The 13,455-nt window shown below is 72.5% G+C and carries 12 protein-coding genes; 3 read left to right on the forward strand and 9 right to left on the reverse strand.

Annotated features, from left to right (window positions below):
- Nucleotides 1-56: 56 nt before the first annotated feature.
- The 5 genes from ABH928_RS12095 to ABH928_RS12115 form a co-directional block, all read right to left on the reverse strand.
- Nucleotides 57-2,081: a copper resistance protein CopC gene (locus ABH928_RS12095; RefSeq protein ID WP_370065206.1), complete on the reverse strand. Its 2,025-nt coding sequence runs from the start codon at nucleotides 2,079-2,081 to the stop codon at nucleotides 57-59.
- 10 nt (nucleotides 2,082-2,091) lie between these two features.
- A complete protein-coding gene (locus ABH928_RS12100; protein ID WP_370065208.1) occupies nucleotides 2,092-2,598 on the reverse strand; it encodes a copper chaperone PCu(A)C in 507 nt (168 codons plus the stop codon).
- The gene (locus ABH928_RS12105; RefSeq protein WP_370065210.1) at nucleotides 2,595-3,281 is read right to left on the reverse strand and encodes an SCO family protein; all 687 of its coding nucleotides are present in this window, start codon (nucleotides 3,279-3,281) and stop codon (nucleotides 2,595-2,597) included. Before ABH928_RS12105 ends, ABH928_RS12100 begins: the two co-directional genes overlap by 4 nt.
- A gap of 135 nt (nucleotides 3,282-3,416) precedes the next feature.
- A complete protein-coding gene (locus tag ABH928_RS12110; protein ID WP_370065212.1) occupies nucleotides 3,417-4,190 on the reverse strand; it encodes a YcnI family protein in 774 nt (257 codons plus the stop codon).
- A 204-nt stretch (nucleotides 4,191-4,394) separates the two neighbouring features.
- Nucleotides 4,395-5,204: a hypothetical protein gene (locus ABH928_RS12115; protein ID WP_370065214.1), complete on the reverse strand. Its 810-nt coding sequence runs from the start codon at nucleotides 5,202-5,204 to the stop codon at nucleotides 4,395-4,397.
- 299 nt (nucleotides 5,205-5,503) lie between these two features.
- Here ABH928_RS12115 and ABH928_RS12120 point away from each other — a divergent pair, with 299 nt between their 5' ends.
- Together ABH928_RS12120 and ABH928_RS12125 are read left to right on the forward strand one after the other, a co-directional pair.
- A complete protein-coding gene (locus ABH928_RS12120) occupies nucleotides 5,504-6,076 on the forward strand; it encodes an ATP-binding protein (RefSeq protein ID WP_370065216.1) in 573 nt (190 codons plus the stop codon).
- A 92-nt stretch (nucleotides 6,077-6,168) separates the two neighbouring features.
- The gene (locus ABH928_RS12125; protein WP_370065218.1) at nucleotides 6,169-6,936 is read left to right on the forward strand and encodes a MerR family transcriptional regulator; all 768 of its coding nucleotides are present in this window, start codon (nucleotides 6,169-6,171) and stop codon (nucleotides 6,934-6,936) included.
- A gap of 76 nt (nucleotides 6,937-7,012) precedes the next feature.
- Here the strand turns inward: ABH928_RS12125 and ABH928_RS12130 are convergent, their stop codons facing one another.
- From ABH928_RS12130 to ABH928_RS12140, 3 genes are all read right to left on the reverse strand, one after another.
- A complete protein-coding gene (locus ABH928_RS12130; RefSeq protein WP_370065531.1) occupies nucleotides 7,013-8,479 on the reverse strand; it encodes an aminopeptidase P family protein in 1,467 nt (488 codons plus the stop codon).
- A gap of 425 nt (nucleotides 8,480-8,904) precedes the next feature.
- Nucleotides 8,905-10,176: a PP2C family protein-serine/threonine phosphatase gene (locus ABH928_RS12135; RefSeq protein WP_370065220.1), complete on the reverse strand. Its 1,272-nt coding sequence runs from the start codon at nucleotides 10,174-10,176 to the stop codon at nucleotides 8,905-8,907.
- Nucleotides 10,177-10,400: 224 nt separating this feature from the next.
- Nucleotides 10,401-11,189 carry a hypothetical protein gene (locus tag ABH928_RS12140; protein ID WP_370065222.1) on the reverse strand — a complete coding sequence of 263 codons (789 nt, stop codon included), beginning with the start codon at nucleotides 11,187-11,189 and terminating at the stop codon, nucleotides 10,401-10,403.
- Between the two features lie 327 nt (nucleotides 11,190-11,516).
- Here ABH928_RS12140 and ABH928_RS12145 point away from each other — a divergent pair, with 327 nt between their 5' ends.
- Nucleotides 11,517-12,218 (forward strand): bifunctional DNA primase/polymerase, encoded by a 702-nt coding sequence (locus ABH928_RS12145; protein WP_370065224.1) that lies wholly within the window; start codon nucleotides 11,517-11,519, stop codon nucleotides 12,216-12,218.
- A gap of 259 nt (nucleotides 12,219-12,477) precedes the next feature.
- On the opposite strand, the gene ABH928_RS12150 is transcribed toward ABH928_RS12145, so the two are convergent.
- Nucleotides 12,478-13,449, reverse strand: a complete 972-nt coding sequence (locus ABH928_RS12150; protein WP_370065226.1) for a DUF5926 family protein — start codon at nucleotides 13,447-13,449, stop codon at nucleotides 12,478-12,480.
- Nucleotides 13,450-13,455 lie beyond the last annotated feature (6 nt).

Genomic DNA, 13,455 nt, shown 5'->3' on the forward strand with positions numbered 1-13,455 from the left:
GTGCTCAACTTGCTTCTCGTACGCGTGCGTGTGTGCGTGGTTCGGATTCCGGTGGCTCAACCGACCGTGACCGGGGTGGTCACGGTGGTCTCGTCGATGGCGTCCGAGCGGATGGTGACCGCCAGGGTCCAGGTGCCGGGCAGCGGGAGCTCCAGGCCCGCCGCGCCCCAGTGGCCGATGTCGAGGTGGTCCACCTTGACCGGCATCGGTCCCAGGCTGCGGGCGGCCAGACTGACCGTCACATCGACCTCGGGGACGTCGACCGGCTTGCCGGTGGAGTCGTAGAGGTAGGCGTGCATCGTGTTGGTCCCAGTCCGGGCCGGGTCGATGTCGACGGTGATCTTTCCCTTGGCGGACGCGGTGCTGCCGCCGGTGTCGTAGGGGAGCGTCACGTCGACCGGGCCCCGGTTGGCGGCGGCGGTCGCGGCTTGCTGCTCGGCGACGGCACGGCCCGGCGCGGAGTTGGTCAGCACCGTGGTCACGCCCAGCACGACGACGGCGAAGACCGCCTCCAGCGCGACCGACCGCAGCAGCATGCCCCGGGCGGGGGCGGCCTGGTGCGCCTTGCGCACGCTGGCCTGCCGCCGCGCCTTTGCCTGCCGCGCCAACTGCGCGGCGCGCTCCGCGTCCACCTCGGACCCGGGACCGGACCCGGACCCGACCTCGGACCCGGACCCGACCCCGGCCCGGGCCTGACCCTCAGCCCCGACCTGAGCCTCCGTCCCGGCCCCGACATCCGCCCCGACCTCGACCCCCGCCTCGACGGCCGGTGCGCCGACGGCGACCAGCGCCTCCGCCGCGTCGGCCTGCTGCTCTGCCGGGTCGGCGCGCAGCAGGGAGAGCCAGCGGCGCGACATCCACGCACCCCCGAGGATCACCGCGACCGCGCCGATCTTGACCAGCAGCAGCCGCCCGTAGGTGGTCGAGGTCAACGCGGACCAGGAGCCGAGGCCGCGCCACGCCTGGTAGACGCCGGTGACCGCGAGCGCGGTGACCGCGCCGAGTGCCACCGCGCTGAACCGCTGCACGCCCGCGACGCCGATGCCACCGTCCGCCGTGGACCGACGCAGGCCGACCAGGACGGTCGCCAGTCCGCCGAGCCACAGGCCCATCGCCAGGACGTGGACGGTGTCCGACGTGATCGCCAGCGGGACCTGCATGCCGACCGAGGCGTGGTCGCCGAGCGGCCACGTCAGCGCGATCGCGACGGCCAGCACCGCGCCCACGATGCCCAGCCAGATCCGTCGCCGCCGCTCCACGCCGTCGCCGGCGCCCGCGTCCTGACCCGCCGGGTCGCTCGCGCCCGTGTGTCCGGAGAGCAGCGCCAGGAAGACGCCCGCGCCCGCGAGCAGCAGCACCCGCACGGCCAGCAGCACGCCAAGCTTCTCGCCCAGCACCTGCCGCAGCAGGCTCAGGTCGAAGACCTTGCCGAGCCCGGTCCCGGCCTCGTACGTCCCGCGTAGCGCCAGCTCGGCCAGGGTCGACAGCAGCAGTCCGGCCCAGCCGGTGAGCATCAGCCGCTGCACCGAGCGCAGCCGCAGCCCGCCCGGCCAGCCGAGCAGCACCAGCGCCACCGACCCGGCCAGCAGCGCGAACGTCCCGTACTGGACCGAACGCGAGAGGCCGTAGAGGAATCCGGTCGAGGCGGACCCCGAGTTGCTCTCGACTCCGGACAGCGCCGCAGGGGAGGTGGTCCGGCCGATGGAGAAGGTGAACGCCCCGGCGACGGGGTGGGTGTCGGCGGAGATCACCCGCCACGCCACGGTGTAGGTGCCCTGGGTCTGGTCCAGGGCGGGGTTCAGCGACACGCTCGCGGTCGACGGGTCGCTCCCCGCGTGCCCGGCCGTGCCGGTGTCGACCTGCTTGCCGTTGGGGTCGAACACGCGCACCGCACCGGTCTCCAGCGTCACCGACTCGCTGAAGTGCAGCGTCACCGTGCTCGGCGCGACGGCCAGCACGGTCCCCTGAGAGGGGTCGGTCGACAGCAGCGCGGCGTGCGCCGAGGCCACCCCCGCGCTTCCCAGCAGCAGTGTCGCAAGCAGGCAGAACAGCGCCGCGGCGGAGCGGACGGTGCGCTTCATCGTTACGTCCTCACTGTCCCGGCTGGTACGTCAGCGGCTGGACGGTTGCTTCGACGTCGAGCGGAGCGGCGTCGTCGAAGCGCAGGGTCAGCGCGATGTGCTGACCGACCTTGGGCTGGGCGGCGAGCCCCATGAGCATCAGATGCCTGCCGTCCCGGGCGAAAGCCACCTGGCCGTGCGCCGGGACGGTGACCGAGGGCAGGTCGACCATGGTGGTGGCGGTGCTCTGGTGCATCGACACACTCTGCGCCTGCGTGCTCGTGACGCCGGTCAGCCGTGCCGCCTTGTCACCCGCGTTGGTGAGCACGAAGTAGCCGGCCGCCATGTCCGGCGCGGACGGCAGCGGTATGTACGCGCCGGAGACGCTCAGCTTGGGCGTCCCGGTCCCCGCGTCCGCCGTGGTGGACGCGGCTGCGGACGACGTGGCCTGGGACGACGTACCCGGCGACGAGCAACCCGCCGCCAGCAGCGGCGCGGCGACGGCCAGGGCGATCAGCGCCCGGTGACGGCCCGTCACACCGTCACACCCTTGATCAGGTACGGCAGGTCGTGCCCGAAGACAGCCGAGGTGGTGCCGCTGGTGTAGAGGAGGTGCGCCTTGTTGTCGGTCGGCAGGAAGCCGAGCGTCTGCGCGCCGTGGACGGGCTCCTGGCCTTTGGCCGGAGCGGCGACGTAGACGCCGACCGAGGCGGCGGCCGAGATGACCGTCTTGATGTCGCCGGTCAGGCCGATGAAGTTCGGGTTGAAGGAGTTGAGCCAGCTGCGGATCGTGCCCGGGGTGTCGTGGTCGGGGTCGGTCGTCACGAAGACCACGTCGATCTGGCTCTGCTGCGCCTTGGGCAGCTTGGAGACGGCCACGGCGATGTCGCCCATCGTCGTCGGGCAGACGTCGGGGCACTTCGTGTAGCCGAAGTAGAGCAGCGTCGCCTTGCCCGCCGTGCCGGTGGCCAGGTTGAAGGGCTTGCCGCTGGTGTCGGTCAGCGTGACGGCAGGCTTGTCGAAGGTCCGCGGCATGTAGGTGCCCTGGTACGGGCCGTTCTGCTGGGCGGAGTCGATCTGCGGGTCCCCGGACCCGGCGCCTGCCGAGCCGGTCGAGGACGAGGACGAGCCGCACGCCGACAGCAGCAGTGCGGCGGCGCCGCCGACCGAGCCGAGCAGCACGGAACGACGGGTGGGCGCGGAGAAGGGGTGGGAGGCCATTGCGGTGAACTCGCTCTCTGGCGATCGCGGGGATCGGCAGCGGTAAGGCGGACGGACGGTAAGACGGACGGACGGTCAGGCGGCGGAGGAGGGGCAGGGCCGGGGTGCGGCCCCACCCCTCCGATCAGTGCCGGATCAGGCGGCGCTGCCGCGGCGTCCGCCGCGACGCCAGCCGAGGAAGCCGAAGACGACACCGGCGAGGCCGACGACCAGGCCGACGCCGGCCAGCACCCGGGCGGCCGTGTCGGTCGCCGAGCCGCTGTCGGACGTGGCCGACGCCGTCTGCGTGGTGCTGCCGGTGCTGCCGCTGGAGCCGGACGTGGTGGCGCTGCTGGACGCGGCGGTCAGGTTGAGCGTCGGAGCCGGGTGCGCGGGGTCGGGCTGACCGGCCGCGGCGGGGGTGTCGATCCAGCGGACGACCGTGCCGTCGGAGTAGGTCTGCAGGGTCTTGAAGCTGAGCTGCTTGGTGTCGGTCGGCAGCTGGCCGAAGTCGACGGTGAAGTCCTGGTACTGGCCGGGGGCGATCTTGCCGCCGGTCCAGGTGATCTCGGAGACCGCGTTGGTGACCGGGCCGTCGTCGGTCTGGATCGGGGTGGCCAGCTTGGCCGTCTGGACCGCTGCGGTCCAGCCCGGCACCTGCTCGACCAGCGCGGAGGCGATCGGGTGGTCGGTCGGGAAGTAGACGTCGACCTTGACCGTCGAGGCGGTGTCCGACTCGTTCGGCACCCGGAAGGCGAAGACCTGGTCCGCCGCACCGGCGGCGGCGGAGTTCGGCTGCACGGTGACGTGCGCGGACGCGGGCACGGCCAGCAGCACGACGCCTGCGGCGGCCAGCGCGGCGGGCACCGCGACGCGGGCGGAACGGACGGAGCGGACGGAACGGAGCGAGCGGACAGAGAAGGCGCTCATGCGCATGGGTGGTTCTCTCCTGGAGATCCTGAAGACCTGTGGCCGCCGGTGGACCGGTTGTCCACGGCGGGCGGAACGGAGTCGCCGCACCGGCGGGACTCGGCAGGAATCACAGGGCCCGACCAACCACCCCGCCGACCCATCGTGCGTACACCGACCGGACAGGCAGGTCGGGGAAGCGGGACGGGTATGGCGGACGGACGGTCAGGCCAGGAGAGCGCGCGGGGGACCGCGCCGGACCAGTTGGTGGCGCAGCAGCGCGTGTGCGGGAAGCCGCCAGTCGTCCACGGCCCAGCGCCGTGCGGGGGGGACGCCGATCGTGGTGAGCCCGGCGAGCAGCGCCAGGGCCAGCCGGAGCAACTGGCCCAGCGGCGCGAGGGCCAGGCCCAGCAGCCGCCAGACCGCGGCCTCGCCGCCCCGCAGCCACCAGCCTGCGACCAGCGCGGCCAGCAGGTGGCCGAGCACCATCAGCGGGGTGAGCCCGAGCATCGCGCAGACGGCGCCCACACCGTGGGCGGCCGGAGCGGTCGGGAGCGAGGCGAGATAGAGATGCGGGTCGAAGCCGGCCTGGCTGACGATCTGGCTGGCCGTCGTGCCCGGAGGCAGCGCCAGGGTGCCGTCGGGGCCGGGCCCGCAGAGCAGCCGTGCCGCGAGCTGCAGCAGCGCGGACGGCGTTCCGCCGCCTGCCCCGCTCATCCCGGGCATCCCGGCCATGCCCGTCATCCCGCTCATCCCGGAGGCACCGGCGCAGAGGTGGAAGAGGGCGTGCAGCCCGAGCTCGCCGACGGCGAGCGCCGAGGCGATCGCCGGCAGGCCGCGTTCGCGTCCGGCCAGGGCGGTGCTTGCCAGCAGCACCAGCACGAGTCCGACCAGCAGTGTCGGCAGCGGCACCGAGCCGCCGCCGCCCAGCGCGTGCCCGAGCGCGGACACCAGGACGCAGACCGTCGCGAAGGGCAGAGCCCGCAGCAGGCGAAGGTCCAGGCTGGCGGCGCGCGGGGCGCGGAAGGCGGTCATGACGCGGGACAGTCTCTCAGAGGGGTGTACGGAGCAGGCCCACGGGGGCGGAAATGGCCGGAGTCTTCCCTTGTCGGGAGGGCCCAGGGAAACCCAGGGCTGAAACGGGACCGAACGTGCGACCCCCATGCGCTCCGGCGTGCGCCTGGCGGTGCGCGGCCGCCCGGACGAGACCCGGACCACGCCCTCGCCCCCGACACTCCGCCAAGAGAGCGACAAGATCCGCCCGAAGCGGTTCATTCTTCGGCGGGTCGGCAATACCTACTGGTATGTGGAGCCGGAGCCAGAAGGAGCCTGCCGTGGACATCTGGTGGTCTCTCCACCTCAGGCGCGAACCCGCCAGCGTTCCGCTGGCCCGCCGCATCCTCCTCGGCACCATGGCCACCGCCGGCGTGGACCCGGACATCTCCTACGAGGTCGGCGTCGCGCTGACCGAGGCGTGCGCCAACGCAGTCGAGCACGCGTGTCCCGGCGCGGCCGCCGCTGAGGACGACGGCTTCCAGGTGACGGCGACGATCGAGGGGAACCGCCTGCGGATCGAGGTGACCGACTCCGGTCCCGGCTTCGCCGCCCGTATGGGACGCCATGCGCTCGGCCACAGCCAGAGTCACGGCCAGAGCCAGAGCCAGAGCCAGGGCCTGGGTCAGAGCCACGGGCGGGCACGCGCTTCGCGTCCCCGCCCTTCGGCTGTCGGGAGCGCGGCGGTCGCCTTCGCGCCGGTGCCCGACTCGTCCGAGAGCGGACGCGGCCTGCTGCTGATCCGGGCGCTCTCCGACGACGTGCAGTTCCGCAACCACCCGAGACGCGGCGCGGTGGTCCGTTTCGACAAGACCCTCACCTACCGGGACCGCCCGTTCGCGCAGGCGTCCTGACAACAGGCCTCCCCTCCCCGGCACGATTCCCGCTTGACCCTCACGTCACGTGAGGCCGCAGGCTGGGAGCACGAGGGAGAGGAAAGAGCCCCATGAGCTACTCGGTCGGTCAGGTCTCACGGTTCGCCAAGGTGACCGTGCGGACCCTGCACCACTACGACGAGATCAAGCTGCTCCAGCCCAGCGGTCGCACCCCGTCCGGCTACCGCCGCTACGACGACGCGGACCTGGACCGGCTGCAGCAGATCCTCTTCTACCGGGAGCTCGGCTTCTCCCTCGACGACATCGCGACCATCCTGGACGACCAGGGCGTCAGCCCGAGCGAGCACCTGCGCCGCCAGCGCAGTCTGCTGCTGGGGCGGATCGAACGGCTCCAGGAGATGGTCGCGTCCGTGGAGCACGCACTGGAGGCGAGGAAGATGGGGATCCAACTGACCCCCGAGGAGAAGTTCGAGGTCTTCGGCGAGGACTACGTCGACCACCAGGAGGAGGCGGAGGCGCGCTGGGGCGACACCGACGCCTGGAAGCAGTCCCAGCAGCGCGCGGCGCGGTACTCCAAGGAGGACTGGGTCGAGATCAAGGCCGAGGGCGACGCGCTCAACGCACGCATCGCCGAGGCGATCGGGGCCGGTGCCGCGCCGGACAGCGAACAGGCGATGGCGATCGCGGAGGACCACCGCCGGCACATCACCCGGCGTTTCCACGACGTCTCGTTCGGGTTCCACCGCTGCATGGCCGAGATGTACATCTCGGACCCGCGGTTCACCGAGTACTACGAGAAGGTCGCGCCGGGCGCTGCCGTCTGGTTCCGTCAGGCCGTCCTGGCCAACGCGGACCGCGGCGAGGCCGCGGCGAAGTGAACTGACACGAAGTGAACTGACACGGGGTCACGGAGCGGCAGGCCGCCGCTCCGTGACCCCCTCACCCGTTTCGGTGTCAGCCCTTGAGGCTCGCCATCCAGCTCTCGACGTCCTCGACCGTGCGCGGCAGGGCCGCGGAGAGGTTGCGGTTGCCGTCGGCCGTCACCAGGATGTCGTCCTCGATCCGGACGCCGATGCCGCGGTACTCCTCCGGGACCAGCTCGTCGTCGGCCTGGAAGTACAGACCCGGCTCGACGGTCAGCACGATGCCCGGCTCCAGCACGCAGTCGACGTAGGAGTCGACGCGGGCGTGGGCGCAGTCGTGCACGTCCAGGCCGAGCATGTGGCCGGTGCCGTGCAGGGTCCAGCGACGCTGCAGCCCCAGCTCCAGCACGCGCTCCACCGGGCCCTCCAGCAGGCCCCACTCGACCAGCCGCTCGGCCAGGACCTGCTGCGCCGCCTCGTGGAAGTCGCGGTAGCGGGCGCCCGGCTTGACGGCCGCGATTCCTGCCTCCTGGGCGTCCAGGACGGCCTGGTAGATCTTCCGCTGCAGCTCGTTGAAGGTGCCGCTGATCGGCAGGGTGCGGGTGACGTCGGCGGTGTAGAGGGTCGACGTCTCCACGCCCGCGTCCAGCAGCAGCAGCTCGCCCGGGCGGACCTCGCCATCGTTGCGGACCCAGTGCAGCGTTGTCGCGTGCGGGCCTGCGGCGCAGATCGAGCCGTAGCCGATGTCGTTGCCCTCGACCCGGGCGCGACGGAAGAAGGTGCCCTCGATCCAGCGCTCCGAGGTGGCCACCGCCTGCGCCAGCTCGCGCACCACGTCGGTGAAGCCCTTGGTGGTCGCGTCGCAGGCGGCCTGCAGCTGGCCGATCTCCCACTCGTCCTTGACCAGGCGCAGCTCGCTGAGGAAGACGCGCAGCTCGTCGTCACCGTGCTTGGTGGTGTGCGGGGCCAGCGCGGTCTCGATCGCCGCGTCGTGCCCGCGCAGCACGCGGGTCGTCGCCGGACGCTCGTCGGCCTGCCCGGCCAGCTCCTCCGCCGCCTTGCGCACGTCCTTGGCCGGCAGCCCGAGCAGCGCCTCGGCCTCGGTCAGGCTGTGCCGACGGCCGACCCACAGCTCGCCCTGGCCGCTCAGCCAGAACTCGCCGTTCTCCCGGTCCGAGCGGGGGAGCAGGTAGAGGTACGCGTCGTGGCCCTCGTCGCCCTCACCGCGCGGCTCCAGCACCAGGACGGCGTCCTCGGTCTGGTCACCGGTGAGGTGCACGTACTCCGTGGCGGCGCGGAAGCTGTACTCGGTGTCGTTGGACCGGGTCTTCAGGTTTCCGGCCGGCACGACGATCCGGTCCCCGGGGAAACGCGCGGACAGCGCGGCCCGTCGCTTGGCCGCGTACGCGGACTGCTCGGCCGGGACGAGGTCCCGCAGCTCGGTGTCGGCCCAGCCGCTCTTCATGACGGCGGTCAGCTCGTCGGAGATGGCGGGGTAGAGACCGTTCTTCCGCTGCTTGATCGGCTTGTCCTCGGCGGACTCCGCCGCCTCGGTCAGCTCGTCGGTCTCGGGAGCGAGATCGTCCTCGGTCACGCTGTGTCGCCTCCTCGTGGTACGGGGAACGCAAGGCCGCTGTCAGGGGTGTCAGCGGCTTGCAGTCCGTACAAGAGTACGGCCGCGGCCGAGTCGGAGGACAGGGCTTTGGGCAGGCGGAGACGTTGCACTATCTGGGGGCGCGGGGCTCTGCTCATGTGCGGCTCCGCCGCGTGGGCGCGACAATCCCCCTGCCTTCGGCGGGGGGACCCCCACCCCTGCCTTCGGCGGGGGGACCCCCACCCCTGCCTTCGGCGGGGGGACCCCCACCCCTGCCTTCGGCGGGGGGACCCCCACGCCACCCAGGTAGCAGGCCGAACGAGCAGGGCCATCCGCTCATCATGGGTTGTTCGCGCAGTTCCTCGCGCCCCTGATGGTGCAACTGTCCCTCAGTCGAAGCGTGCGGCCAGGAGCACCAGGTCATCCGCACCCGGCAGCGGCTCCGCCGCGCCGACGCACGCGTCGAGCAGGTACGCGCAGAAACGTTCCGGGTCCTGGCGGACATCCCGCGGCGCCTCCGCCGCGGCCGCGCGCAGGCGGGTCTGGCCGGCGTGGAGGGACTCCTCGCCGCAGCGGCGGGCCAGCCCGTCGGTGTAGAGGAGGAGCACGTCGCCGCGGTCGGCCCGCAGCTCCACGCCCGGCGCTTCCCAGCAGCTCAGCATGCCCAGCGGCGCGCTCAGCGAGGTCTCCACGAACGAGGCCCCGAACGAGGTCACCAGCAGCGGCGGGCACTGGCCCGCCCCGGCCAGGGAGAGCCGGCGGGCCGAGGGCTCGACGAATGCGTACAGCGCCGTCGCCGTCCGGGCGGGTTCCGTGCTCTTGAGCAGCAGCTCCAGATCGCCGAGCACGGCGACCGGGTCCTCGCCCTCCAGCACCGCGTACGCGCGCAGCGCCGCCCGCAGGCGGCCCATCGCGGCTGCGGAGTCCGCGCCGCCGCCGGTGACGCTGCCGACGCTCAGTGCGAGGGCGCCTTCCGGGAGCGAGATCGCGTCGTACCAGTCGCAGCCGCCCGCGCTCTCCAGCCCGGCGGTGACGCAGCGCGCGGCGAGCCGCATGCCGCCGACGCGCGGCAACGTGCCGGGGAGCAGGCCGCGACGGAGCGCGTCGGCGGTGCGGCGCAGCCGGTCGCGGTCGAGTTCCTTGGCCAGCAGCCGGGCGGCGGACGCGCAGTAGAGCCCGGCGAGGCGCTGCTCGCGTTCGGTCGGCTGTGCGGGGGTGTCGTAGAACCAGACGACCGAGCCCAGGTCGGCCAGCGGCTGGGCGTAGGACGCGCCGATGCCGAGCTGGTGGGCGACCTCCCGGAACCGGTCTCCGGTCGGTTCGCCGCCGGCGGCGCGCAGGATCTGCGCGGCCGGGACGGTCTCCAGCGCGCCCAGGGCGGCGCGGTCCAGGCCGAGGCCGAGGGTGGTGCTCGGCTGGGTCAGCAGCAGCATGCCGCGCCGGGCGCCGATCAGCGCGGCGCCGTCGGCCAGCAGGCCGGTGAGGGCCGCCTCCAGGTCGGCTGCGCCGCTGAGCCGGTCGGTCAGGTCGTACAGGGTGGTCAAATCAGCCAGGGGGTCGTCGGCGGAGCGCTCGCGGAGGGCAGCGATCGGTTCTCCGCTGATCGTTTCAGCAGGGCTCGTGGGCGCGGGAAGCCCCAGGGTGGTGTGATGCTCAGCCATGGCCCGCACCTGCGATAACTACAAAGAGTGATGCTGGATTCTTAAAGTTTTGTCTGAATTGAATCACTATGCACCCCCATGTCATGCCATACGGCAATTAATGAGTCTCTTCTACACACACCGATCGGGTGATGTCCAGAACTGTCCGCTGCCACGTGGTTGGTGTCTTTGCCCGAATATTTGGCCGAAAAACATCGGTGCGATTGATCGTTTCAACTATCGATTTATGCGCCCCCGCCGGTAACGGAACGTCGTCCCCGCAGCGCACGGGCCACTTCCCGGCGCTCGCGCAGCCCCAGCGGACGCATCAGGCGCGGCGGTTCGAGCTGGACCGGCGCCACCCGCAGCCCGGCCCGGAGCAGGTCCGCCGCCCTGCCGACCAGCTCCCCCGCCCCGGACGCCGGTGGCCAGCTGGCGGCGAAAGCCGCGCTGGTCAGGCAGTACTCGCCGGTCAGCACGCCGGGCCTGCCGGACGCCCCGGACGCACCGGATGCACGGGGCAGTGCGAGGCCCGCGCGGGCCAGGCCGCGACGTTCCAGCCGTTCGGCGGCCCGGCCCCGGCCCTCGGCCGGGCACCAGCCGAGGGCCATGTCCGCCGCGCCCGAGGCGACCGGACCCACCAGCGGCAGCACCTCGTCGAGTGCGTGCGTCGCGCCGCCCTCCCGGCTGGGGCGGATGCACAGCAGTGGCAGGGGCGTGTATCCGGCCAGATCGGCCTCGTCCGCGAGCAGCGTCGCACCGCTGTCCAGGGCGACCCGCCGGGTGGAGTCCGTCGACCCCGACTCCAGCACCAGCACGGCGCGGACCTGCGGTAGTCGGCGCGCCGCGAGTACAGTCAAGGCGATCCGCGACGCGTCGTTGTGCGCGCGGATCACCAGGGCGAACTCCGGAGCGGCGGGCCGTGGGTCGGGCCCCGCTCCGGGATTCTCGCCGGGCTTCTGCTCCGAAGCCCCGTCGGGGTGCGGAATTGATGAGGTGTCAGCCTCGTGGGCCGACGCGAAATCCGGGTCCATCCGGGGATCGTACGGTCGGTTGCCCCCTAGCAGACCCCTCCGTACCAGACAGGGTGAATACCCCGAACGGAGGAACCATCCTCGCTCGTCGTGCGTCAATCCGGACGATGCGTCAGTCTCGACAGAGAACGTGCTCGTGCGTGCCTTCGGTGGGTACAGAACCGTTACGGGGCGGCAGTGTTGCGGTCGGTCGATCCGGCCGGGCGAGCATGCGCCACCCTGGCGCCACCTCCAGCCAGGTACCGCAGGCGCGGTGGGCGTGGTGCGCTTCTCGTTGCGCGAGGTCACCTACCGATCCTTGACCGTCACGGAAAGGAACGAGTGCTCATGCGCGGGGTGTCAACACTCGTCGGTAAGGCCGTCGGCAGAGCCGTCGGTAGGGCCGTATACAGGGCTGGGCGCAGGGCCGGGCGGCTGCGGACCAGGGGCCGGTTTCTCGGCGCGGCAAGAACGGCGGCCAGGGGTTGGGGGTGGCCGGTGCTGCCGGGCGTCGGCGCGGCCCCGGGGGGCGGCTGTCGCTGCCCTCGGCCGGACTGCCAGGTTCCCGGCGCCCATCCCCACGAGCCGAAGCTGCTCGCGGCCACGACGGACGACCGGATGATCCGCTGGTGGTGGTCCCGCCGTCCCGAGGCGCCGGTGCTGGTGGCGACGGGCGGCCAGGTCTGCGCGCTGAGCCTGCCCGCGGAGGCGGGTGCGCGGGTGCTCGACTACTTCGACGCGCTGCGCGTGCCGATCGGTCCGGTGATCGCCACGCCGACCCGCTACGTGCTGCTCGTCGCGCCCTACTCGTTCCCGGAGCTGGGCGAACTGCTGGTGGCCCAGGAGTGGGTGCCGACCAGCCTGCGCTACCACGGCCCCGGCGGCTACGTCGTACTGCCGCCCTCGCGGACCGGCGCGGGCGCGATGCGCTGGGTCCGGCGTCCGCTCTCGACGCGGGAGCAGCCATGGCTGCCGTCGGTGAGTGATCTGGTGGAGGCCCTGGTCGCGGCGAGCGTCGCCACGCCGGACGGCGCGACCCTGGCGCCGTGAAAGCTCCCAGGCGGGTGGTGTTGCCAACCCTGCCGGTAGCAGGCAAAGGCCCGGCCGCTGGCGACGGGGGATGCACCAGCGACCGGGCTGTTTAAACCGTAACAAATTCCGGGCCGCAAGCAAATTCCCTGGAGCGAAGTCTTTCCCCGGAATTTCCGGGTTTCGACCAAGGTATGTGACGCAGATCACGGTATTCCGGGGCGGACTGACGGTCAGTCCGCCCCGGTCCCGATATCGGGTAGCGATAGGTGACGGGAATTCAGCTGAGGGTGACCTGGCGGTTCACCAGACCGGCGCGCGCCTTCCGCTCCTCCGCGCTGAGCGCGCCCCCGCGCTCCAGCGTGGCGGCCAGCCGCTCGGCGAACGCGGCGGCCGGCTTCTCGCAGTCCGCTGGGGTCATCGACTGCGGCAGGTCCCAGACCGGCACGACCAGACCGTGCGCCCGGAACGAGCCGACCAGCTTGGTCCCCTCGCCCAGCGAGGCCTCGCCCGAGGCGGCCAGGCGGGCCAGCGCGTCCAGCAGCGCCTCCTCCTCGTGCGGCATCACCCAGCGCAGGTGGTTCCGGTCCGGCGCGGCGCACCAGTACGCCTGCGGCACCGACTCCAGCTTCTCGGTCGGGATGACGGCGGCGTTGGCCTGCTCCAGCGAGGCGGCGACCTCACCGGTCGCGGCCGAGGCGTCCTCCAGCCAGTACTCGAAGCCGGTGTGCACGGTCGGCTCGAACGGCGCTTCCAGGTCCAGCAGTTGCTGCAGACGCGGCCCCTCCGGCGCGGGACGCCGCGGCGGCACGGGGCTGCCCGGCTCGGCGGCGAGCGCCTGCACCAGCGCGTCCGCGAGGTCTCGGCTCAGATCGCCGGAGGAGGTCTGGGTCTGGAGCCCGAGCATGATGCTGCCGTCCTGCCGACGCATGGCCGGCCAGGCCATCGGGAGCACGGTCACCAGCGTCACTGACGGAACGTCACCCTCGGCCGTCGCCAGCGTCTCGGCGGTCACCGTCAGCGGCGCGGTCGCGGCCGGGACCAGCTCGCGCAGGGCGACCCAGTCGCCCTCCCCGGGCAGCCCCTCGAACGGCCGCTGCACCAGCTCCGCGACGGCATGCGCGGCGGCACGCCCGTGGCACGCCTTGTACCGCCGCCCCGACCCACAGGGGCACGCCTCGCGCGCGCCGACAACGGGCACGGGCCCGTCGGTGACGGGGGTGCTGGTGAGCGGGGCCTTCTTCTTGGCCATGGTGCG

It is taken from the genome of Streptacidiphilus sp. MAP5-3 (genome assembly GCF_041262505.1).
Lineage (GTDB): Bacteria > Actinomycetota > Actinomycetes > Streptomycetales > Streptomycetaceae > Streptacidiphilus.

Excerpts from the sequence above, each read along its gene's own strand:
- ABH928_RS12115 (WP_370065214.1), bottom strand. The coding sequence starts at position 5,204 with ATGACCGCCTTCCGCGCCCCGCGCGCCGCCAGCCTGGACCTTCGCCTG.
- ABH928_RS12125 (WP_370065218.1), top strand. The coding sequence starts at position 6,169 with ATGAGCTACTCGGTCGGTCAGGTCTCACGGTTCGCCAAGGTGACCGTG.
- ABH928_RS12145 (WP_370065224.1), top strand. The coding sequence starts at position 11,517 with ATGCGCGGGGTGTCAACACTCGTCGGTAAGGCCGTCGGCAGAGCCGTC.
- ABH928_RS12135 (WP_370065220.1), bottom strand. The coding sequence starts at position 10,176 with ATGGCTGAGCATCACACCACCCTGGGGCTTCCCGCGCCCACGAGCCCT.
- ABH928_RS12140 (WP_370065222.1), bottom strand. The coding sequence starts at position 11,189 with ATGGACCCGGATTTCGCGTCGGCCCACGAGGCTGACACCTCATCAATT.
- ABH928_RS12105 (WP_370065210.1), bottom strand. The coding sequence starts at position 3,281 with ATGGCCTCCCACCCCTTCTCCGCGCCCACCCGTCGTTCCGTGCTGCTC.
- ABH928_RS12095 (WP_370065206.1), bottom strand. The coding sequence starts at position 2,081 with ATGAAGCGCACCGTCCGCTCCGCCGCGGCGCTGTTCTGCCTGCTTGCG.
- ABH928_RS12110 (WP_370065212.1), bottom strand. The coding sequence starts at position 4,190 with ATGAGCGCCTTCTCTGTCCGCTCGCTCCGTTCCGTCCGCTCCGTCCGT.
- ABH928_RS12150 (WP_370065226.1), bottom strand. The coding sequence starts at position 13,449 with ATGGCCAAGAAGAAGGCCCCGCTCACCAGCACCCCCGTCACCGACGGG.